Annotated in this window: 18 protein-coding genes; 6 read left to right on the top strand and 12 right to left on the bottom strand. The window is 63.4% G+C overall.

Features of this window, described 5'->3' with window-relative positions; genetic code table 11:
• Window positions 1-60 precede the first annotated feature (60 nt).
• Window positions 61-2226 (bottom strand): catalase/peroxidase HPI, encoded by a 2166-nt coding sequence (gene katG / locus EP237_RS05390; protein ID WP_127558876.1) that lies wholly within the window; start codon window positions 2224-2226, stop codon window positions 61-63.
• A gap of 206 nt (window positions 2227-2432) precedes the next feature.
• On the opposite strand from katG, the gene EP237_RS05385 reads away from it, so the two are divergent.
• Both EP237_RS05385 and EP237_RS05380 read left to right on the top strand, forming a co-directional pair.
• Window positions 2433-3359: a hydrogen peroxide-inducible genes activator gene (locus EP237_RS05385; RefSeq protein WP_127558874.1), complete on the top strand. Its 927-nt coding sequence runs from the start codon at window positions 2433-2435 to the stop codon at window positions 3357-3359.
• Window positions 3360-3442: 83 nt separating this feature from the next.
• A complete protein-coding gene (locus EP237_RS05380; protein ID WP_127558872.1) occupies window positions 3443-3799 on the top strand; it encodes a hypothetical protein in 357 nt (118 codons plus the stop codon).
• A 12-nt stretch (window positions 3800-3811) separates the two neighbouring features.
• On the opposite strand, the gene EP237_RS05375 is transcribed toward EP237_RS05380, so the two are convergent.
• Both EP237_RS05375 and EP237_RS05370 read right to left on the bottom strand, forming a co-directional pair.
• The gene (locus EP237_RS05375) at window positions 3812-4465 is read right to left on the bottom strand and encodes a L,D-transpeptidase (protein WP_206052249.1); all 654 of its coding nucleotides are present in this window, start codon (window positions 4463-4465) and stop codon (window positions 3812-3814) included.
• A 130-nt stretch (window positions 4466-4595) separates the two neighbouring features.
• Window positions 4596-7031 carry a GcvT family protein gene (locus tag EP237_RS05370; RefSeq protein ID WP_127558870.1) on the bottom strand — a complete coding sequence of 812 codons (2436 nt, stop codon included), beginning with the start codon at window positions 7029-7031 and terminating at the stop codon, window positions 4596-4598.
• 181 nt (window positions 7032-7212) lie between these two features.
• Between EP237_RS05370 and EP237_RS05365 the strand changes: the two genes are divergently transcribed.
• Window positions 7213-8736: a trimethylamine methyltransferase family protein gene (locus EP237_RS05365; protein WP_127558868.1), complete on the top strand. Its 1524-nt coding sequence runs from the start codon at window positions 7213-7215 to the stop codon at window positions 8734-8736.
• A 1-nt stretch (window position 8737) separates the two neighbouring features.
• Here the strand turns inward: EP237_RS05365 and EP237_RS05360 are convergent, their stop codons facing one another.
• Window positions 8738-9706, bottom strand: a complete 969-nt coding sequence (locus EP237_RS05360; RefSeq protein WP_164744625.1) for a LysR family transcriptional regulator — start codon at window positions 9704-9706, stop codon at window positions 8738-8740.
• 250 nt (window positions 9707-9956) lie between these two features.
• On the opposite strand from EP237_RS05360, the gene EP237_RS05355 reads away from it, so the two are divergent.
• A complete protein-coding gene (locus EP237_RS05355; protein WP_127558864.1) occupies window positions 9957-10346 on the top strand; it encodes a carboxymuconolactone decarboxylase family protein in 390 nt (129 codons plus the stop codon).
• Here EP237_RS05355 and EP237_RS05350 read toward each other — a convergent pair.
• From EP237_RS05350 to EP237_RS05335, 4 genes are read right to left on the bottom strand one after another with little or no spacing between them, the layout of a single operon-like run.
• The gene (locus EP237_RS05350; RefSeq protein ID WP_127558862.1) at window positions 10343-11272 is read right to left on the bottom strand and encodes a ketopantoate reductase family protein; all 930 of its coding nucleotides are present in this window, start codon (window positions 11270-11272) and stop codon (window positions 10343-10345) included. The genes EP237_RS05355 and EP237_RS05350 overlap by 4 nt on opposite strands.
• Window positions 11269-11688 (bottom strand): acyl-CoA thioesterase, encoded by a 420-nt coding sequence (locus EP237_RS05345; protein ID WP_127558860.1) that lies wholly within the window; start codon window positions 11686-11688, stop codon window positions 11269-11271. Before EP237_RS05345 ends, EP237_RS05350 begins: the two co-directional genes overlap by 4 nt.
• A 21-nt stretch (window positions 11689-11709) precedes the next feature.
• Window positions 11710-13182, bottom strand: coding sequence for an indolepyruvate oxidoreductase subunit beta family protein (locus EP237_RS05340; protein ID WP_164744624.1), 1473 nt, complete (start codon window positions 13180-13182; stop codon window positions 11710-11712).
• Window positions 13179-15326 (bottom strand): thiamine pyrophosphate-dependent enzyme, encoded by a 2148-nt coding sequence (locus EP237_RS05335; RefSeq protein WP_127558856.1) that lies wholly within the window; start codon window positions 15324-15326, stop codon window positions 13179-13181. The genes EP237_RS05340 and EP237_RS05335 overlap by 4 nt, the downstream gene beginning before the upstream one ends.
• A gap of 80 nt (window positions 15327-15406) precedes the next feature.
• Between EP237_RS05335 and EP237_RS05330 the strand changes: the two genes are divergently transcribed.
• Together EP237_RS05330 and EP237_RS05325 are read left to right on the top strand one after the other, a co-directional pair.
• Entirely contained in the window at window positions 15407-16315 is a 909-nt protein-coding gene (locus tag EP237_RS05330) for a LysR family transcriptional regulator (RefSeq protein ID WP_127558854.1), read from the top strand.
• Between the two features lie 65 nt (window positions 16316-16380).
• Complete coding sequence (locus tag EP237_RS05325) at window positions 16381-17217, top strand: HTD2 family dehydratase (protein WP_127558852.1); 837 nt, start codon at window positions 16381-16383, stop codon at window positions 17215-17217.
• Between the two features lie 45 nt (window positions 17218-17262).
• Here EP237_RS05325 and EP237_RS05320 read toward each other — a convergent pair whose 3' ends face one another.
• The 4 genes from EP237_RS05320 to EP237_RS05305 form a co-directional block, all read right to left on the bottom strand.
• Window positions 17263-18075 carry an enoyl-CoA hydratase gene (locus EP237_RS05320; RefSeq protein WP_240661515.1) on the bottom strand — a complete coding sequence of 271 codons (813 nt, stop codon included), beginning with the start codon at window positions 18073-18075 and terminating at the stop codon, window positions 17263-17265.
• 21 nt (window positions 18076-18096) lie between these two features.
• The gene (locus EP237_RS05315) at window positions 18097-18546 is read right to left on the bottom strand and encodes an OsmC family protein (RefSeq protein WP_127558850.1); all 450 of its coding nucleotides are present in this window, start codon (window positions 18544-18546) and stop codon (window positions 18097-18099) included.
• 27 nt (window positions 18547-18573) lie between these two features.
• Window positions 18574-19734 carry a glycine cleavage T C-terminal barrel domain-containing protein gene (locus tag EP237_RS05310; protein ID WP_127558848.1) on the bottom strand — a complete coding sequence of 387 codons (1161 nt, stop codon included), beginning with the start codon at window positions 19732-19734 and terminating at the stop codon, window positions 18574-18576.
• Between the two features lie 157 nt (window positions 19735-19891).
• Entirely contained in the window at window positions 19892-20383 is a 492-nt protein-coding gene (locus tag EP237_RS05305; RefSeq protein ID WP_127558846.1) for an Lrp/AsnC family transcriptional regulator, read from the bottom strand.
• Window positions 20384-20433 lie beyond the last annotated feature (50 nt).

The raw sequence follows: 20433 nt of genomic DNA, 5'->3' as shown, positions 1-20433 counted from the left end.
ATGAAAAAGGCCGCGCGTCGCGGGAAACGACGCACGGCCCATTCGTGTCAGCCGGTCAGATCAGGCCAGATCGTAGCGATCCGCGTTCATGACCTTGGTCCAGGCGGCAACGAAGTCGTTCACGAACTTCTCCTTGTTGTCGTCCTGGGCATAGACCTCCGCATAGGCGCGCAGGATCGAGTTCGAGCCGAAGACTAGGTCCACACGGGTGGCGGTGAACTTGGTGTCGCCCGAGGCACGGTCCTGGATATCATAGGTGCCATTGCCTGCCGGAACCCATTTGAAGCCCATATCGGTCAGGTTGACGAAGAAATCCGTGCTGAGCGCGCCGACATTGTCGGTGAAGACGCCGTGGGCGGACCCGCCATGGTTGGTGCCCATGACCCGCATGCCACCGATCAGCGCCGTCATCTCATGGGCGCTGAGACCCATCAGCTGCGCGCGGTCGAGCAGCAGCTCTTCCGGCGTGACCGCATAGTCCTTCTTGACCCAGTTGCGGAAGCCATCGGCCAGCGGTTCCAGCACGTCGAAGGACGCGGCATCGGTCATCTCGTCCGTTGCATCGCCACGACCCGGCGCGAAGGGCACCGAAACGTCAACGCCAGCGGCCTTGGCGGCCTGTTCCACACCGACATTGCCGGCCAGAACGATGACATCCGCAACGCTTGCGCCATGCTTGGCGGCAATCGGTTCCAGCGCGGCCAGAACGCTTGCCAGGCGGGCGGGTTCATTCCCTTCCCAATCCTTCTGCGGGGCAAGGCGGATGCGCGCACCGTTTGCGCCGCCGCGATAGTCGGACTGGCGGAAGGTGCGGGCGCTGTCCCATGCGGTTGACACCATGTCGGCCACGGAGAGGCCCGCGGCCGCGATATCGGCCTTGACCGCATCCACGTCATAGCCGGTGCTGCCCGCGGGAACCGGATCCTGCCAGATCAGCTCTTCCGCCGGGGCGTCGGGGCCGACATAGCGGGTGTTGGGGCCAAGATCCCGGTGGGTCAGCTTGAACCAGGCGCGGGCGAAGCAATCGTCGAAATAGGCCGGGTCGGCCATGAACTTTTCACAGATCTCCCGGTAGATCGGGTCGACCTTCATCGCCATGTCTGCATCGGTCATGACCAGAATGCCCTTCTTCGACGGATCGGAGGGATCGGCGGGCAGATGCTCTTCCTTGATGTCGACCGGCTTCCACTGGTTGGCCCCGGCGGGCGACTTGGTCAGCTCCCACTCATAGCCGAAGAGCAGTTCCAGATAGCCCATGTCCCATTTGGTGGGGTGGGTCGTCCATGCGCCTTCTACGCCCGAGGTCACGGCATTGGTGGCCTTGCCGCCCATGTTGGGGTTCATCCAGCCAAAGCCCTGGTTCTCGATCGGCGCGCCTTCGGGTTCGGCCCCGAGAGCGCCTGCATCGCCGTTGCCATGCGCCTTGCCGACGGTGTGGCCGCCAACGGTCAGCGCTGCGGTTTCCTCGTCGTTCATGGCCATACGGGCGAAGGTTTCGCGCACCTGCGCGGCGGTCTTCATCGGGTCGGGCTGGCCGTTCACGCCTTCGGGGTTCACATAGATCAGGCCCATATGGACGGCGGCCAGCGGGTTTTCCAGCGTCGAGGGATCGTCGAGATCCTCGTAGCGGTTCTCGCTCGGTGCCAGCCATTCCTTTTCCGCACCCCAGTAGACGTCTTTTTCCGGGTGCCAGATATCCTCGCGGCCATAGGCAAAGCCAAAGGTCTTCAGGCCCATATCCTCATAGGCCATGGTGCCTGCCAGCAGGATCAGGTCGGCCCAGGAGATCTTGTTGCCGTATTTCTTCTTCACCGGCCACAGCAGGCGGCGGGCCTTGTCGAGGTTGCCGTTGTCGGGCCAGCTGTTGAGGGGCGCGAAGCGGATATTGCCGCAGCCGCCGCCACCGCGTCCGTCAGCCAGACGGTAGGAGCCCGCGGAGTGCCACGCCAGACGGATCATCAGACCGCCATAGTGGCCCCAGTCGGCCGGCCACCAGTCCTGGCTGTCGGTCAGCAGCGCCCTGACATCGGCCTTGACCGCGTCGAAATCCAGGTCCTTGACCGCATCGCGATAGCTGAAATCAGCCCCCATCGGATTGGTCTTGGAATCGTGCTGGTGCAGAATGTCGAGGTTCAGCGTGCGTGGCCACCAATCGGTGACGCCGGTTTCCACCTTTGTGTTGGCACCGTGCATTACCGGGCATTTGCCCATATCATTTCCGTCCATCTCTTCCTCCGATTCTGGAATCGCTAATGTGTTCCGGGGCTGCGCGCCGTCCTGGAAAACGCCTGAATATCAAGGCAGCCAGAGCTTTCCGGCGTCCTTGAAAGGCAGGACGTCCTCCTCCCGATGCGCATATTCTGGAATGGTTCTAACAAATGCAATCCATTTGTTTAAGTTGCATTTTCTGATTGTTGCAATAACTTTAAATTATGGATCAGTTCACCCTCCGCCAGCTCAGATATTTCGAGGCGCTTGCGCAGCACGGTCATTTCGGGCGCGCGGCAGAGGCTTGCGCCATCTCTCAACCCGCCTTGTCCGTTCAGATCAGGGAACTGGAAGAAACGCTTGGCGCGGCGCTTTTCGAACGCAGCGCCCGGCAAGTGCGGCTCACTGGCTTTGGCGAGGATGTTGCGGCGAAGGTGCGGGACATTCTGCGCGGAACGGATGAACTGGCGGATTTCGCCCGGCTATCGCGCGACCGTCTGACCGGGCGTCTGCGCATCGGGGTCATTCCGACCATCGCGCCTTACCTTTTGCCGACCATCATCGGCGACCTGACACGCCGCTATCCGGGCCTCGACATGCGGCTAAGGGAAACGGTTACGCCGCGTCTTATTCAGGAACTGGCCGAGGGGCGTCTCGATACCGCCATCGTGGCGCTGCCCGTGTCCGAGCCCTCCTTTACCGAGGTGCCGCTTTTTTCGGAAGAATTCATTCTGGTCCGCCCGAGCGGCGATGCCGACAAGCCGGTGCCCAATGCGGAAACCCTGCGGGAAATGCGGCTCTTGCTGTTGGAAGAAGGACACTGCTTTCGCGATCAGGCGCTGTCCTTTTGCAACATGAACTCCTCGCTGCCGCGCGAATTGCTCGATGGCAGTTCCCTGTCCACGCTGGTGCAGATGGTGGGGGCGGGGATCGGGGTGACATTGATCCCGGAAATGGCGGTGCCGGTGGAAACCCGGTCGGCATCGGTGTCGCTGGCCCGGTTCGACGCGCCGCGCCCGTCCCGGCGGATCGGCATGATCTGGCGTAACACGACGCCGCTGGCCGATCAGTTGCGAGAGGTGGCGGAAGTGGTGCGCCAATCGGCGGAAACTCTCGCCGGACAGACGGCCGGCGCAACAGCGTGCACCTAAACCGTGCCGGAGGAGCATTGCCGTGGGCCGGTGGTTCGTGCAAAACTCCGTCAACAGACAGCTATTCTTTCGGAGACCTTAACGTGAAGATTTCAAAGCTCATTCCGGTCGTGCCCGCCTTGCTCTTCCTGACCGCCTGCGCCGAGCCGGTGCCGGAAGACGATGGCCTGCCGGGACTGCCGGTTGAGGTGACGGAGGAGCTGATCGCGATGGTGGAGCCAACGCAGAGCCTGTCCTCTGTTCGCATCCTGCCCGAGGATGGCTGCTATTGGTATCGCTATTCAGGTCCCGTTGAAACGACCTACCTGCCGCTGCGCACCACGGAAGGGCGGCGGATTTGCAGCGAACAGGCGGCAGAGATCGCTGCCGCGGCAGAAGCCGAACGACTTGCGGCAGAAGCTGCCGCCGCGGATGCAGCGGCGGCAGGCCTAGGAACCTGATGTCAGGAAGGCTCAGCTCTCGGCGGTGACCCAGTCATCGGCGGGGTAAAGCGTGGCGGTCACGCCCACATCGACATTGTCATAAAGCCCGATGATATGGGCCATCACCATGCGCACGCAGCCGGAACTGGCGCGACGGCCAATCGACCAGGGCTGCGGTGTGCCATGAATGCGCAGATAAGTGTCGCGCTGCCCGACATAGAGATAAAGCGCCCGCGCGCCGAGCGGGTTTTGCGGCCCGCCGGGCATGCCATCGGCATATTGCTCATACACGCCCGGTTCCCGTTCGATCATGTTAGCGGTCGGCGTCCAGGAGGGCCAGCGCGCCTTGCGACCAACCGTGTAGGTGCCGGGTTCATAGAGATCGTTGCGGCCAATGGCGACGCCGTAGCGCATCGCGGTGCCGTCATCCTGAATGTGGTAGAGATAGCGCGCCACAGCATCCACATGGATATCACCCGGAGTCAGCCCGGCATTCGCCTCCACCCGCGTGGGCAGAAAACGCGGCTCAATCCCCCAGGGGTTGGTGACCGCAGGATTGTAATTCGCGGGGGTGACCATCGCATCCCAGGTGTCCCACTCGGACGGTGTTGCCAAGGCTGGTCCCGCAATCGGGGCCGAAAACAGGGCCGCCGTCGTCATAATGAAATGGCGCCTGCTGAGCATGTCGCGTCTCCGATTCGAAATAGTCCGGGCTTAGATCCGTTTATTTGGGTGTCATCGGGGCTTTCGGCAAGGTTTGCAAGGCCATCGCGGCCTCACATCTGCGTGTGGCATGTGTTTGCCGATGGCCCTGTCAGCCCCGAACGCGGAGGTTCTGCGGGTCATAGGGGCAGGGGGCGATGACCTCTGCCGCGATCCGGTCGCCGATAAGATCGAGTTCAAGCCTCGTGCCTTGGGTGGCCAGATCGGGGTCCAGAAAGGCGTAAGCAAGGTTCAGCCCCACGCGGTGCCCCCAATCGCCAGAGGTGACGGTTCCGGTCACGCGGTCCCCGACCATGACAGAGGCGCTCGGCGTCGCCGGACGATCCTCGCAATGGACCTGAAGGGTGACCAGCTTGCGGCGAGGACCATCTGCATGTCGCGCCATCAACGCGGATTTGCCAATAAAATCAGCCTTGTCGAGCCGAACGAAACGCTCCAACCCGGTCTCGAACGGGTCGAACTCTGTCAGCAGATCGGCCTTCCAGTGCAGGTATCCCTTTTCCATCCGCATGGACTCGATGGCGCGGGCACCGAAGAGGTGCAGCCCATGCGCCTCCCCCGCCTTTCGCAAGGCAAGATAGGCTGCGTAGAGCTGGTTGTTGGGGACGTGGATTTCATAGGCCAGCTCGCCCGAGAAGCTGACCGACATAACGGTTGCCGGGGCGATGCCGACAAAGCATTCCCTGACAGAGAGCCACGGGAAGGCCGCCGCCGACCAGTCGCCACGCGATACGGCGGACAGCACGTCACGGGCCTTCGGGCCTGCGAGGACAAGGATTGTCATGTCATTGGTGAGCGAGCGGATTTCCACATCCTCACCGGGCTGCACATGCCGTGTAAGCCAGTCCATGTCATGCTGTTCCGCTGCGGCGGCAGAGCCGTACCAGATGCGCGCGGGACCGCGATCCGAGGCAGGCAGATTGGCGATGGTGGCCTCTGACTTTATCATCCCGTGATGGTTCAGCAGATAGCCAAGCCCCACCTTGCCGGGTTTGCGCGTCACCCGCCCGCAGATCATCCGGTCGAGGAAATCATGGGCATCCGCGCCGGTGATCTCGTAGCGGTTGAAGCCGTTCACTTCCGCCAGTCCCACGCCCTCGCTGACCGCCTTCACATCGCGCGCGACGATGTCGAAGACCTCGTTGAAGCGAAAGCCGAGCGTTTCGTGGAAATCTGGGGCGGGTTTCAGGAACTCCATCCGTTCCCAGCCATTCACCACGGTAAACTCCGCGCCTTCCGCCGCCAGAACCGGCGTCAGCGGAGTCGTCTTGGCGGGGCGGCCTGCGGGGCGGTGTTCATGGGGGAAGTGGAAGCGGAACTCGTTCTGGTAATCCTCAACGGCCTTCAAAGCGCAAAGCTCTACGTTGCCGTGGCCGGTGAAGCGGCGCGGGTCCAGCACCCAGGTGTCATAGCAGGCCTCGCCATGGACGATCTGCTGCGCCAGAAGCCAGCCGTGCCCGCCGCCTTCGCCAAGACCGGCCCGCAGGCCGATGATGCAGAACGCATTGCGCTTGCCGGGGATGGGGCCGACAAGCGGCGCACCGTCAATCGTATAGGTGATCGGGCCGTTCACGACGGTATGCACGCCCACCTCCATCAATGCGGGCATGCGGGCGAATGCCCCTTCCAGCACGTCGGTGACCCGGTCCAGATCGTCAGGGCAGAGCGCGTTGACGAAATTCGGGTCAATCCCGTCCATCCCCCAGGTCTTGCAGCCCTGTTCGTAGAACCCGAGCAGAAGGCCGTTCTTTTCCTGACGGCAATAATAATCGCTGATCGGGCAGCGCAGCAGCGGCATCCGGTGGCCTGCGTCGCGGATGGCGGGGATTTCTTCGGTCAGGAAATACTGGTGTTCCATCGACATGACCGGGTGATGCACGCCCATCATGGCACCGACCTCGTTCACCCGGTAGCCGCAGGCATTCACCACCACATCGGCGTGGATCTCTCCCTTGGGGGTTTCTACGATCCAGCTGTCGTCCTGCAACTGCCGAAGCCCGGTGACGGGCGTGTGCCTGTGCACCTCGGCCCCGGCATTGCGGGCGCGCCGCGCCAGCGCCTGACACAGCTGCGCGGGGTCGATATCGCCATCCAGTGGATCCCAAAGCCCGCCAATCAAATTGTCAGTCGAGATCAGCGGATGCCGCCGGGCGCATTCGGCGGCGTCGATCACCTCGAAATGCACGCCCATCCCCCGCGCCATCGAGGCGAAATGGCGGTAGCCATCCATCTGTGCCTCGGTATTCGCCAGCCTTATGCCTCCGTCGCCGTGGTGGTAGTTGATCGGATAGTCCGGGTCCTCGGCCAGTTCCTTGTAGAGCGCGATGGAATGGCTTTTCAGCCCCACCATCGTCTGGTTCATGCCGAAATTCGTCACCTGCGCCGCAGAATGCCAGGTTGTGCCAGAGGTCAGCTCATCCCGCTCCAGCAGCATGACATCGGTCCAGCCCTCCTGCGTCAGGTGGTAGAGCGTGGAGCATCCGGCGATGCCGCCGCCGATCACGACGGCCTTGGTGCGGGTTTTCATGGGGCTTTGTCCTCTGGCTTTTGTGGAACTGTCAGCGCAGACGCGCAGAGCGGCAAGGGCCCTGTCGTGATTTCGAGAAAGTCGAAACAAGTCTGAGAAATCCTCCAGCCCATGCGGTTTGAGTTGCCAGACCGTCTGCAACGAGGCTTTGCTCGTGTCAGGCAGGACAGGAGCAGATGACATGCAGCCAGCGGGCAGGCGATCAGGCGGGCGGCGCGACCGGTTGGCGGCGCGGGCAAGGGGCCCTGCGAACCCCTGTCCTCCGGGGCAGCGCGGCGGACAATATGCGCCGCTGACAGAGCTGGAGTTGCGGGCGATCCATGACACCGCTCTGCGCCTGCTGGCAGAGCTTGGCATGGGCGAGGTGCCCGAGCGTCTGCGCCGCGATCTGCTGGCGGCAGGCGCGGTCGAGGCTGCAAACGGCCGCGTTCTGATTCCCCGTTCGCTGACGGATGACGCCATTGCCCGCGCCGCCAAACGCTTTGTGTTGCACGGGCAGGACGAGGCGCGATCCATAGAGGTGGGGGGCGATGCCGTCCATTTCGGAACCGGAGGCGCGGCGGTTCAGACCCTGGATATGGACACCGGGCTCTATCGCCCCTCAACCCTGCAGGACCTACGCGATTTCACCCGGGTTCAGGACACCCTGCCCAATGTCAGCTGGTTCACCCGTTGCTGCGTGGCGACCGACATGCCCGACGAGTTCACGCTTGATGTGAACACGGTCCATGCGCTGGTCAGCAACACCACGAAACCGGTCGCGACCTCCTTCACGCTGGCCCATCACGTGGCCCCGATCGTGCAGATGCTGGATGTGGTGGCAGGCGGAGAGGGCGCATTCAGCAAGAGACCGTTCGTCAAGGCGCATATCAGCCCCGTCATCTCGCCCATGCGGTTCGGGGAGGATGCGGTGGATGTGGTCTATGAATGCATCGCCCATAACATCCCCATGTCCTGCATCACCGCCGCGCAATCGGGCGCAACGGCCCCGGCGACGCTGGCGGGGTTTCTGGCGCAATCGCTGGCCGAAACTCTGGCCAGCCTCGTCATTGTTCATGCGCTGAAACCCGGCCATCCGATGGTGTTTTCCAACTGGCCATTGGTCATCGACCTGCGCACCGGGGCGTTTGCGGGCGGGGGTGGAGAGATCGCGGTGATGAACGCGGCTTCAGCACAGCTGTCGAACTGGCTTGGCTTGCCGTCGGGCGTGGCAGCCTCGATGACCGATGCCAAGGCCATTGACGCGCAATATGGCATGGAAAAGGCCCTGACCGCGCTGGCGGCGGGGCTGGCGGGGGGCAATCTGATCTATGAAAGCTCCGGCATGACGGCGTCTCTGCTTGGCGCGAGTTTCGAGGCGTTCGTGATCGACAATGAGATGCACGCCGCCATCTACCGGATGCTGCGCGGGGTCGAGGTCAGCGAGGACACGCTCGGCTTTGACACAATCTGCGATGTGGTCCTGGGCGAGGGGCATTTTCTGGGCGCCGACCAGACCCATGCCGCGATGGAACGGGACTATTTCTACCCCAAGCTTGCCGACCGGGACGCGCCGATCACCTGGGCGGAAAAGGGCGCGCCGGACATGTGGGCGCGGGCGAGGGCCCGTGTTCGGACGATCCTTTCCGAACACGATCCGCAATACCTGTCGCCCGCACGCGACACGGAGATCAGGGCGCTGTTTCCCGGCGTGATCCGCGACTGACCTATTGGTTCAGAATTCTGAACTCATCTGCCAGCCAGGGATGCGCGGCCACCATCGGCGCGATGATCCGGTCTTCGAGCAAGGGGCGCAGCGTGCCATCCAGTGTCTCGAACAGGCTTTGGGGCAGATCCTCGGCCCGAAAGATCGATAGCCGCCGTGCAAAGCCCGGACCCGGCAGCGGCATGATGGCGATCCGGTCGTGATGGCGGTCGGAACTGGCCACGTTCAGGGCTGTGGTGACGGTCCAGGCTTCGCCCGCGGCAATCAGCGACAGGATGGCCGGGGTGCTTTCAAATTCCAGCCGCGAGGGCAGGTCGATCCTTTGCCGCCGCAACTGCGCCTCGATCCGGCGGCCCATGAGCTGTTTCCGCGAATAGCGCAGGAAGGGCAGATCGACCCGCGCACCAAGATATTCCCCGGCCGAGTCCTTGCGGCCCTTGGGCACGACCAACACGTAAGGGTCCCGCAAGAGCGGGGCTTCGGTCAGGCGCATGACGCGGAATTCGGCGGCGGAAGCAATGCCAAGGTCGATTTCGTCGCTTTGCAGCAGCGTCAGGATGTCATGGCTGGGGCGTGACAGGAACGAAAACGAACAGGCGGGCAGGGCGGCGGACAGGCTGGCGGCAAGCGCGGGGGTGACGTCGGTATCCAGATCCTCGATCATCGCGATGCGCAGCGACCGGATCAGCGCTGCCGGGTCCTTGGACCAAACCTCGGATATCCCCTTGCGCAGCAGCATCAGCGAGTCATCGACGCGGCTCAGCAGGATGTCGCCCTCTTGCGTCAGTTTCATCGGGCGCTTGCCATGGTCGATCAGGGCGACGCCCACGGCGTCCTCAAGGCAGGCCAGATGGTGCGACACGGTGCTGATCGAGATTTCCAGCCGCCGCGCCGCCGCCTGAACAGAGCCGCTGCGAGCCACCGCCTGAAAGACCTCCAGCCATTTGAGACTGAGCTTGCTACGTTCCATTCGCGGTCCCCGACATTCGAATATGTCGAAGCTAGAGAGGCATTGCGCATTCGGCAATGGCAGAGTTTCGCCAGTAATCGGGGCCTCGCCCATAGCCGTCTCATCTCGGAAGCCGACTGCGCGGGAGGGGGCACAATACGGTGGACGAGCTTGGGGGCATAGGGAAGGTGAAGGATATTCGCCTTGTGGAATCGCCGTTCTGCGGGCTGAAGTGGCCGGAGCCAAGGTGCCTCAAAACAAGGACGAGAGAATGAGCGTATTTGACGAAGACCTGTTCCTGAAGGGGTTGGAGCAGCGCAAGGCCACGGTCGGCGCGGAGTATGTGGAAAAGAACCTCGCCGCCGCGGATGGTTTCACCCGGCCCTTTCAGGAGGCGATGACCGCGTGGTGCTGGGGGTTCGGCTGGGGCGATGACGCGATCGACCCCAAGACGCGCAGCATGATGAACCTCGCCATGATCGGGGCCCTGGGCAAGATGCATGAATGGGAACTGCACTGCCGGGGCGCACTGAATAACGGTGTCTCGAAAGAGGAGATCCGCGCCATCATTCACGTGGTCGCGATCTATTGCGGCGTGCCGCAGGCGCTGGAATGCTTCCGCGCTGCCCGTAAGGTTCTGGAAGAGGCGGGCGAGCTTTAGGCGCGGTAGCGGGTGGACTCCTCGGTCAGGCGGATCAGGTCGGTGACGATCCGGTTGGCCGGGGTCGGGACGCCAAGACGGTCGCCGATGCGCACCACAGCGCCGTTCAGCGCGTCGATCTCGGTGCGCCGCCCGGCTATGCGGTCCTGCAACATGGATGGTTCATGATGCAGATGGTGGGCGAAAGCGTGCTCCATCATCGCGGTGACCTTGTCCAGCGAGGCGTTGACACCATCGGCAGTTGCCACCGCAATCGCCTCCTCTGCCACCGAAGCGGCCAGCCTGCGCCCGGCCTCTGATGCGCCGACCGATCCGGGTGTGCCGCCGGTCAGGGCACAGATCGGGTTGAGGGCACAATTGAACGTGGCCTTTTCCCAGATCGCCACGTCGATATCGCGCTGCAGCCGCGCGGTGATGCCGCCCTTGTCCATTAGCGCCGCAATCTTGTGCAAGATCGGCAGATCCTGCCCGCTGGCACTATAAAAGTCGGTCGTGGCCGCGCCGTGGGACGCCACCCGACCGGGGCCGAGATACTCAGCGGGTGTCATCGTCATGCCCACCAGAATGCGATCACGGGTCACATGCGCGGCGATCCGGTCGACATTGCCGACGCCGTTTTGCAGGCTGAGAACATGGGCATCGGCCAGCAGCGGCTTGACAGAGGCCAGCGCATCATCCGTGTGAAACACCTTGGTGAACAGGAGCACAAGATCGACGGGGCCTCGAAAGGCCTCGGGCCGCATCGCGGGCAGGTGGTGGATGCTTTTCCCCTCATCCAGCGCCACATGCAGCCCGCCCGCGTTGATTGCCGCGATATGCGCGTTGTTCACGTCGAGCAGCGTCACGTCCGCCCCCGCCCGCGCCAGCCGCGCACCATAGACGGACCCCATGGCCCCGGCGCCCAGAACCGCGATCCGCATTGTCATTCCTCCACCGCGCCGAACAGCGCCCGCACCTCGTCCGGCACCGGGCAGGAGGTGATCCCGCCCCCCTCTTTCTGGCGCACCAGAACTCGTTTCTCGAACCCCTCCACCGCCAGCACATCCCCGCGCATCAGCCGGTGTTCCACATCGAAACTGGACCGGCCAAATCCGGTGATGGTGGTTTCGATCACCACCTCGTCGCCGTAGCTGGACGGCACGTGGAATTTCGCGCGCGTATCGACCATCGGAAAGCCAACCACCTGAAAGCGGCGCACAAGATCCGGCTTGGGCAGGCCGGCGGCCTTGAAGTGATGCGCGGTCGAGGCGTCGAACCAGGCGAAATAGCGCGGGTAGAAGACGATATCGGCCGGGTCGCAATCGCCCCATTCGATCTGCACGGTCCGGCGGCTGGTCAGCATCGGTTTGGTCCTTTCCTCGGGTCAGGCGCTGCGCAGGTTGGGGATGGCGGACTGTGCCCCCAGGGCCTCGTCCAGCTTGGCATGGCTGTCATCGGCAAGTGCCGCCGCGATGGCGTGACGTAAGGTGGGGGCCGCGTCTGACATCTGGCCGCTGGCAATGGCCGGGCGCACCACACCCGACATGATCCGCGCATAGGCCGTTTTGCCCCGCATCAGCGTGTCGGAATAGCCTTTCAGAACGCGGGGCAGTTCGGCCAGTGCCTCTGCGAAGTCAGGCGCGCGGGGAAGGGCGGTGTCCATCGCCTCCAGCCACTCCGCAATGGCCGCCTGTTCCTGCGCGAACCGGTAGGATCGGCGTCGGATGCGGCCAAGCCCTGCCATCAGGCGCAGCATCCAATAGCCCGCGACCCCGTTGGACCGGACATGGATGCCGCGCCCCATGAAGGGCAGCCCCTTGCCGGCCTCCACCCGCGCCATGATCCGCGCCCCAAGCCGGGCGGGCAGGATATCGGCGATCTCCTCGGCGCGGGGTTTCAAATATTCCGTCACCGTCATCAACTGACCGGGCTGCATCTGCGCTTCGGCCCGGATGCGGGCGAAACGCACTGGCCGGGTTTTCAGATCGGCCACGCGGGCCACATCCTCATAAGCCATCCACAGCGCCAGACGACGGCAGGCTTCCTTCACCGCATGGGCGGCGCTTGGTATGGACAGGTCCGCCGCCGCGATCAACCTGTCGGCATGGGTGCGGAAGCTCTCTCCATAGGCCGCGTCCTGATAGTCGATGCAGCGCTCCACCCCGAGGCGGATCACCTCGGCGATATCTGCGGGAATGTCGGATGCCTGGGGCGCGATGACCGGCGCAGGCGTATCGCGCAAGCCCTGCACCGCTTGCGCGGCGGCGTCGAACCCGGCGCGGCTGGCGGTTGCGGACCGGCCTTCCCCCAGAACCGCGCGGGACCCCGCAATGTCCCAGGGCAACACACCGCTGCCCGCAAGCGCCCCGAACATGGTGGCGCTGACGAAAGTGGCACTGTCTTCGGCGATTTGGCCCAGATCCAACAGGAACGAGTCCCGCGCCAGCGCCTCGGCCGTGCGTCGCACGTTATCTTCGGAATAGCGCCCGTCGCCCAACTGGATCTTTTCCGCCGTCGAATAGGTGCGCGCGGTCGAGGATATGAGCGTCGTCAACCTGGGCGAGACAAAGCCCGCCGCCATCACCCGCGCGGTTTCCACCAGTTCGGAGGACACCACCACATCGACCCGCCCCGGCATCGGCACAAGGCTGAGGACAGAGCGCGCTGCATCCTTGCCCGCGATCTCGATGTAGTAGCTGGTCGATCCGGTGCGCTGCGCCACGCCGGGCACCGATGTGGCCTGCGCGACGAACCCGGCGTCCCGCGCGGCCTGCACGATCCAGTTCATCAAGACACCGCCACCTTCGCCGCCAAGGGCTGCCAGCAGGATGCGCAGGGGGGGCTGCGCGCCGGTCATGCCACGGCCCCCAGGGTGAATAGTCTGCGCAACCGGCTGCGCGTCCGGTCCCACCATGTCGGATTGCTGATCACCTCGGCGCGCCAGAAGGACGGGCAGAGCGTCGCCGCATGGGCGACCTCACCGCACAGCCCGCAGCCGACGCAGCCATTGGTGACATGAGCCACCGGATCGGTTTTCAGCGGGTCGGTCGCGGTTTTCACGGTCAGGGTCGGGCAACCGGAAAGGCGGATGCAGGAATGATCGCCGGTGCAGGTGTCTTCATCGACGCCAAAGCGGGTGCGTACGACGCGCTCCCCGGCGGCCAGAGCCTTGGCGCGGATGGGTTTCACGCGCCGTTGCCGTTCCAACTGGCACTCGCCCTCGGCCACGATCACCTTCAATCCGCTGAACTTGGTCGAAAACGCCTCGCGCAGCGTGTCGCGCATTTGCGAGACCTTGTAGGTGTGCACCGTGCGCAGCCATTTCACGCCGACGCCCTTCAGCGCATCTTCGATCGTGGTCTCGCCATGAGTCGCGCTTTTCTCTGCTGCCGCCAGTTTCAGCGCCGGATCGGGCGAGGAAATGACCTCCTGCGTTCCGGTGGCCGAGGTGTAACCGTTCTTCATGATCACCAGCACCCCGTCGCCGCCATTCAAAAGCCGAGAGGTGACGCCCGACAGCAGGCCATTGTGCCAGAACCCGCCATCGCCCATCACGGCGAGCGGGCGTTTTTGCTGAAAACTGGCGACCGAGGCGTTTGACGCAAGGCTCATCCCGTAACCCAAGATCGAATTGCCGAAGTTGAACGGCGCGAAGGTTGCGAAGGCGTGACAGCCGATATCGGCAGAGTAGTGGACCGGCCCGATCTCCTGCTGGGTCAGCTTCAGCGCGGCGAAGAAGGGGCGTTCCGGGCAGCCGGTGCAAAAGCTTGGCGGGCGTGGGGGGACAGGGGCGGCCAGCAACCGCTGCGCCTCTGCCCGCAAGGCGTCGATTTCCTCGGCATAGGCGGTGTCGCCCAACTGGTTGCCGATGCCCGGCAGATGCTCCCGCAGGAAGGTGCCGACGCCCTTGGCCATGACCTCTGACGTGTATTCACCCGCCATTGGCAGGATGTCCTTGCCCGCCAGAACCACCGGCGATTTCGCGCGGCGCAGAATGGTGCCGATCTCGTTCTCGATATATTCCGGCTGGCCTTCCTCCAGCACCAGAACCGCGGTCTTGCCGTCTGCAAAGCCAAGGATTTCCTCGGGCACCAGGGGATAGACGACGTTCAACGCCATGATCGGCAGGTCGCAATTGCCTTCCGCATCGGCCAGCCCCAGTTCCGCCAGGGCCCGGATCAGCGCGTTGTACAGCCCGCCCTGAACGATGATGCCCACATCGCCCTGCGCGCCGTCAAAGACCTCGTTCAGACGGTGCTCGCGAATGAATGCCCGCGCGGCAGCCATGCGTTCGCTGCTTTTCTTCCGCTCATGGCCGAAGGTCACGGGCGGATGCGCAAGCTGTTCGTACTGATGCGGCGCAGGCTCCGCCAGCAGGTGGCGGCCAGAGATCGCGGGCGCGATATTGTCCTTGGCTTCGAACGATCCCTGAACGTGGCAGGCGCGGATACGCAGTTCCATGATCACCGGCGTGTTCGATGCCTCTGACAGCTCGAATGCCCGTTCCACGCACGTCACGATAGAGGGCAGGTTCGGGCGCGGGTCCATCAGCCAGAGGGTCGATTTCATCGCGTAGGCATGGGTGCGTTCCTGAATGACGCTGGAGCCTTCGCCGTAATCCTCGCCCACGATGATCAGCGCGCCGCCCATGACGCCGGGCGAGGCGAGGTTCGACAGCGCGTCCGCCGCCACATTGGTGCCGACGATGGATTTCCACGTCACCGCGCCGCGCACCGGATACATGATCGACGCCCCCAGCATTGCCGCGGCAGAAGCCTCGTTCGTACAGGGTTCTACATGGACGCCAAGTTTCGCCATGTCGGGTGCGGCTTGCACCATGACGTCAATCAGGTGCGAGACCGGTGCGCCCTGATAGCCGCCCACATAGGACACGCCCGATTGCAGCAACGCCTTGGTGACGGCCAGAATGCCCTCGCCATGAAAGGTCTCACCTGCGCCGAGCTTCAGCTTTTCGATTTCCTTGGCGAATGAGACTTCCATCTGTGGCCCCTCCCTGGTCAACCTGAGCATCCGGCGCGAAAACCCTTTCGTCAAACGGATAGGCGCAATAGTCTTCATTCATGAAGTCAATAAAGCTGCGCAATCTCGACCTGAACCTGCTGCGAATGCTGGTGGCACTGGATGACACGCGGTCGGTGTCTCTTGCGGGCGAGAGGCTGGGTCTCAGCCAGCCTGCCGCGTCCAATGCGTTGGCCCGATTGCGGCAGGCGCTGAACGATCCGCTGTTCCTGCGCACGCGGGATGGGATGGTGCCCACGGGCTATTCCGAAACCATCCTTCCCGACATTCGCGCCCATCTTGGGGGGCTCTTTTCCGCCCTCGAGCAGGGCACGCGTTTCGATCCGGGCCGCAGCACGCGGGTCTTCCGCCTGTCGCTGTCCGGTCTGGGTGAGGCGGTGTTTCTGCCAAGCCTTGCGGTGCAGGTTTTCCAGGCGGGGCCGGGGCTGCGATTGATCAACACGGCAACGCCCACTGCGGCGCTCGGCCAGGCGCTGGAACTTGGGGAGGTGGACCTTGCCATCGGGATGCTGGGACTGTCGGGTCGCGGTATCCGCTCCGCCAGTCTCTTTGATGAAGACTATGTCGCGGTCGCGGGGGCGGGGCTGATCGACCCGCCCCAAGACCTCGCTGCCCTGTACCGGGCAAAGATCATGGTGCCCGCACCGGCCACGACCTTTGGCGGAGCGGTGGACAGGGCGTTGGAGTCGAGGGGGCTGGCCGGGCAGGTGGTGCTGCGGCTTGGCCATTTCGGTGCCTTGCCACAGCTCTTGGCGAATCTCGATCTGGTGGCCGTGGTACCGCGGCAGTTGGCCGACCAGTTGGTCGCGGCGGGGCAGGCGCGGCTGCTTCCGGTGCGGATCTCTGAAAGTGCCAGCCCGATCAGCATGATCTGGCACAGCCGATCCGAAACCGATCCGGCCTGCATCTGGCTTCGAGAACAGGTTCAGGATCTCTTCGCAGGTCGCTAGCCTCGCTTGCGCTTGGCGGCAGGGCCGGGGATAAGATTGCGGCCAACACAACGAGGCGAGGGACGATGCAAGACAGCGCGACAGTTCAGGATTGGATCGGCCGCAGCGAAACGGCGACGGATGTGTTGCGTGCACAACCGGCCCGTTTCATGCAGGCCACGCTGGACCGTGATTCCGGTCTGGTCGACGGGGACGGACTGCCGCCGCTCTGGCATTGGCTCTACTTCCTCGACGCACGCCGCGCCAGCGAGCTTGGCCGCGATGCCCATCCCCGCAAGGGCGGGTTTCTGCCCCCGGTCGATCTGCCGCGCCGCATGTGGGCCGGCGGGCGCGTCCGTTTCCATGCGCCCTTGATCCTCGGGCAGGAGGCCAGCAAACGCTCCACTATTCTCTCGGTCAGGGAAAAACAGGGCCGCAGCGGCAGGCTTTGTTTCGTGACGGTGGAACATGCGCTGTTTCAGAACGGGGAACCGGCCCTGACCGAGGAACATGACATCGTCTACCGGGAAGATCCTGCGCCAGACGCGCCCCTGCCGACGCCGGTCATGGCCCCGGTTGAGGCCGAGATTTCTGAATGTGTGACACCGACCGAGGTCATGCTGTTCCGCTATTCGGCGCTGACCTTCAACGGCCACCGTATCCATTACGATGTGGATTACGCCCGCGGGGTGGAGGGATATGAGGGTCTCGTCTTTCACGGACCGCTGACCGCGACCCTGCTGATCGACCTTGCCTGTCGCCATCGTGGCTTGCCCCCAAAGACGCTGTCCTATCGCGGAGTTGCTCCGCTGGCGGGGCTGGCGCCGTTCCAAATTGAGGCGACGACCGAGGGCGAGGTCAGCTTGGTCTGGGCAAAACGACAGGACGGCGCGCTGGCCATGAGCGCTGAAGTGACGTTCTGAGCATGCTCCCGAAGGCCCCGGGCAGGGGCATCCGGTGGCGATGGGTCAGGCATCCTGCCAGGCGGGCTGCCGTTTCTCGATGAACGCGCCAATGCCTTCCTGCGCGTCCAAGGCCATCATGTTGTCGACCATCACCCGAGAGGCGTAGTCATAGGCCTCGGCCAGCGGCATACCTCGTTGCGCATAGAAGGCACGCTTTCCGGTGGCGAGCGTCAGGCTGGATTTGGAGGCGATCTTTCTGGCCACGTCCATGGTGACGGCCTGTAGCTCATCTGGTGCAACCACCTGATTGACCAGCCCGATGTCCATGGCGCGGTTCGCGGGCAGCATGTCGCCGGTCAGCAGCATCTCCATTGCGTGCTTGTCGGCGACATTGCGCGACAGGGCCACCATCGGCGTGGAACAGAACAGGCCGATATGCACGCCGGGTGTGCTGAACCGGGCAATATCCGCCGCATAGGCCAGATCGCAGCTTGCGACCAGCTGACAGCCCGCTGCCGTGGCCGTTCCCGCCACTTCGGCGATCACCGGCTTGGGACAGTTGACAATTGCCTGCATGACCCCGGAACACATGGCCATGACCTTGGAAAAATAGGCGCGTCCGTTGTCTTCGGCGTCCCGTCCCGCGGTCATTTCCTTCAGGTCGTGCCCCGCACAGAAGGCCGGCCCGTGAGCCGCCAGAACAATCACCCGAACCTGTGGGTTGGCACCCGCCTCGGCGAAGGCGGTTCCCAGTTGGGTCAGCATCGCTTCGGACAGGGCATTGCGACGGTGGACGTCATTCAGGGTCAGGCGCAGGATGCCATCAGGGTCAAGCACATGGTCCAACAGGTCGGTTGATTGCTCGGGTTGCTGCACGGGATCAGTCCTTCGGCGACGTCAGAGAATGTTGATTTCGACGCTGTCGGCCAGTGAGTTGGCAATGAAGCAATAGCGATGCGCGCGGTGCTGCATCTGCTCCAGTTCGCTGTCCGATACGGAGAAACCGGTGTCGAACCGCACCACCGGATGCAAGTCGATCCGGGTGACCGACATCTGCCCCTTCGGGTTCTTGCCCAGATGCGCCACTGCGTAGTCATGGTAACTGGCCACCGGCCAGTCGGCCTTGGCGCACAGCGCCAGGAAGGTCATCATGTGGCAACTGGACAGGGCCGAGGCGAGCGCCTGTTCGGGGTTGGTGTTGGCGGGATCTCCGCCCCAGTCGGGGGCGGAGTCCACTTGCACGTCGTAGCTGGCGTTATACAGCACCGTATGTGCGTTCGAGTACTTGCCCGGCTGCAAGACCGGGGTAGCGCGCTGCCAATGCAGCTCGATGGAGAGATCGGACATCTTGTCTTTTTCCTGCTCGGTCGACGCTCAGGCCGCCGCGATCTTTTTCTTCGGGTCGAAGAACGGGCGGTCGACGATCACAGCGCGTTCGGTGCCGGCCTCGTTGACCAGACCGGTCCGGTTCACGACCTCGACATCGGCCCCCAGATGGGCATGCTCTGTCGCCACCATCGCCAGCGCGATGTTCTGTTTCAGACGCGGAGAGTAGACAGCGGAGGTCACCTTGCCGATGATCTCGCCGTTCTTCTTGATCGGCCAGTAAGAGGTGTTTGGCCCATTGAGCGGCGTGCCCTCGATGATCAGGCCGACCTGCTTGCGGCTGACACCCTCTTGCTTGATGCGGGCAAGCGCGGCCTTGCCGATGAAATCGGCGTCCATGTCGAGATTGACCAGCCGGTCCAGACCCAGCTCGAACGGGTTGGTGTGGATATCGGCATCGGCGTGATAGGACAGCATGCCGCCCTCGATCCGCCGGATCGACGAGGTATGCCCCGGCTTCAGACCGAACTCCATCCCGGCGGCCATGATGGTTTCCCACAGCAGGTCGCCCTTGGATCCGTCACGAAGATAGATCTCGTAGCCCAGTTCGCTGGACCAGCCGGTGCGCGACACGACCAGCGGCATGCCATCGAGATCCAGTTCCCGCAGCCAGTAGTATTTCAGATCCATGATGCTGTCGCCAAACAGCGCCTTCATGATTTCGCCCGAGCGGGGACCCTGAAGCTGAAGCGGCGACACGTCGGGTTCCGTGATCGTCACATCCATCCCCGAATGCACCGCCACACCCTGCGCCCACAGCAGGATGTCGCTGTCGGCCAGCGAGATCCAGAAGTGGTTTTCCGCTAGCCGCAGCAGGATCGGGTCATTCAGGATGCCGCCCTCGGCATTGGTGATCAGCACATATTTGCACTGGCCCACGGCCATCTTGGACAGATCGCGCGGGGTCAGCATTTGAACGAAGCGCGCCGCGTCGGGACCGGTGATCTCGACCTGACGCTCCACCGCCACATCGCAGAGGATCGCATCGTTCACGAGGTTCCAGAAATTCTGTTCTGGATCGCCGAAGTCACGAGGGATATACATATGATTGTAAACGGAAAAACCCTTCGCACCCCACCGGACGGTGGCGTCGAAATAGGGGGATTTGCGGATCTGGGTGCCAAACCCGAAGTCGTCTGGTTGTGTCATGTGTTCGCCCTCATAACTGCTGACCGTTCGGGTCAGGGCATCGTTGAAGCTGGCGATCTTTTAGGGCCGATTCCCCGGAAGATGCGGTCCGAAAACGCGGGGTTTTCAGCCCGTTCCGTCCGAAAAAATTTCCAAAACAGACCGTTCGGTCGCGGTGCTACCTATTGGCCTGCGCAATCAGTTTCGCGAGGTTCGGGCGGCTGACCTTGACCTGCCGGGTGGCGATGTAGGTCATGTATCGATTGATCTCGACTTCGGAGGAGAGCAGCACCTCCATCACCGCCTGGAATGCCGCCAGATTCGGGGTGGCGGTCTTGATCACGTAATCCATGCCGCCCCCGGTCGCGATGCATTCGGTGATCTCGTCCAGCGAGTTGATCAGCGCTTCGAAGCGTTCGAAATCGGCCTTGCGGTGATTGGTCAGCGATATGGTCACCACGACCTGGGTGAAATCAACGATCCGCTCCAGCGCGATTTCCGCGTGATAGCCCCGGATATATCCAGCCGCCTTCAGTCGGTCGAGACGGGCCCAACAGGGGGTGGGGGACAGGTGCACAAGCTCGGCAAGGCGGGTCTTGCTCAGCTGTCCATGCTGCTGAACCGCGCTGAGAATACGGATATCCGTGATGTCGAGACCGGTCTTTTTCATGGTGAGCTCTTGCGGCGTTTCTGATTCGCGCACGAAGCAGAAATTTCAAG

The sequence above is a fragment of the Nioella ostreopsis genome, assembly GCF_004000255.1.
GTDB lineage: Bacteria > Pseudomonadota > Alphaproteobacteria > Rhodobacterales > Rhodobacteraceae > Nioella > Nioella ostreopsis.
The sequence above is the reverse complement of the archived record's forward strand: the minus strand, read 5'-3'. Positions and strand labels throughout refer to the sequence as shown.

Excerpts from the sequence above, each read along its gene's own strand:
- katG (WP_127558876.1), bottom strand. The coding sequence starts at position 2,226 with ATGGACGGAAATGATATGGGCAAATGCCCGGTAATGCACGGTGCCAAC.
- EP237_RS05385 (WP_127558874.1), top strand. The coding sequence starts at position 2,433 with ATGGATCAGTTCACCCTCCGCCAGCTCAGATATTTCGAGGCGCTTGCG.
- EP237_RS05375 (WP_206052249.1), bottom strand. The coding sequence starts at position 4,465 with ATGCTCAGCAGGCGCCATTTCATTATGACGACGGCGGCCCTGTTTTCG.
- EP237_RS05370 (WP_127558870.1), bottom strand. The coding sequence starts at position 7,031 with ATGAAAACCCGCACCAAGGCCGTCGTGATCGGCGGCGGCATCGCCGGA.
- EP237_RS05365 (WP_127558868.1), top strand. The coding sequence starts at position 7,213 with ATGCAGCCAGCGGGCAGGCGATCAGGCGGGCGGCGCGACCGGTTGGCG.
- EP237_RS05360 (WP_164744625.1), bottom strand. The coding sequence starts at position 9,706 with ATGGAACGTAGCAAGCTCAGTCTCAAATGGCTGGAGGTCTTTCAGGCG.
- EP237_RS05355 (WP_127558864.1), top strand. The coding sequence starts at position 9,957 with ATGAGCGTATTTGACGAAGACCTGTTCCTGAAGGGGTTGGAGCAGCGC.
- EP237_RS05350 (WP_127558862.1), bottom strand. The coding sequence starts at position 11,272 with ATGACAATGCGGATCGCGGTTCTGGGCGCCGGGGCCATGGGGTCCGTC.
- EP237_RS05345 (WP_127558860.1), bottom strand. The coding sequence starts at position 11,688 with ATGCTGACCAGCCGCCGGACCGTGCAGATCGAATGGGGCGATTGCGAC.
- EP237_RS05340 (WP_164744624.1), bottom strand. The coding sequence starts at position 13,182 with ATGACCGGCGCGCAGCCCCCCCTGCGCATCCTGCTGGCAGCCCTTGGC.
- EP237_RS05335 (WP_127558856.1), bottom strand. The coding sequence starts at position 15,326 with ATGGAAGTCTCATTCGCCAAGGAAATCGAAAAGCTGAAGCTCGGCGCA.
- EP237_RS05330 (WP_127558854.1), top strand. The coding sequence starts at position 15,407 with ATGAAGTCAATAAAGCTGCGCAATCTCGACCTGAACCTGCTGCGAATG.
- EP237_RS05325 (WP_127558852.1), top strand. The coding sequence starts at position 16,381 with ATGCAAGACAGCGCGACAGTTCAGGATTGGATCGGCCGCAGCGAAACG.
- EP237_RS05315 (WP_127558850.1), bottom strand. The coding sequence starts at position 18,546 with ATGTCCGATCTCTCCATCGAGCTGCATTGGCAGCGCGCTACCCCGGTC.
- EP237_RS05310 (WP_127558848.1), bottom strand. The coding sequence starts at position 19,734 with ATGACACAACCAGACGACTTCGGGTTTGGCACCCAGATCCGCAAATCC.
- EP237_RS05305 (WP_127558846.1), bottom strand. The coding sequence starts at position 20,383 with ATGAAAAAGACCGGTCTCGACATCACGGATATCCGTATTCTCAGCGCG.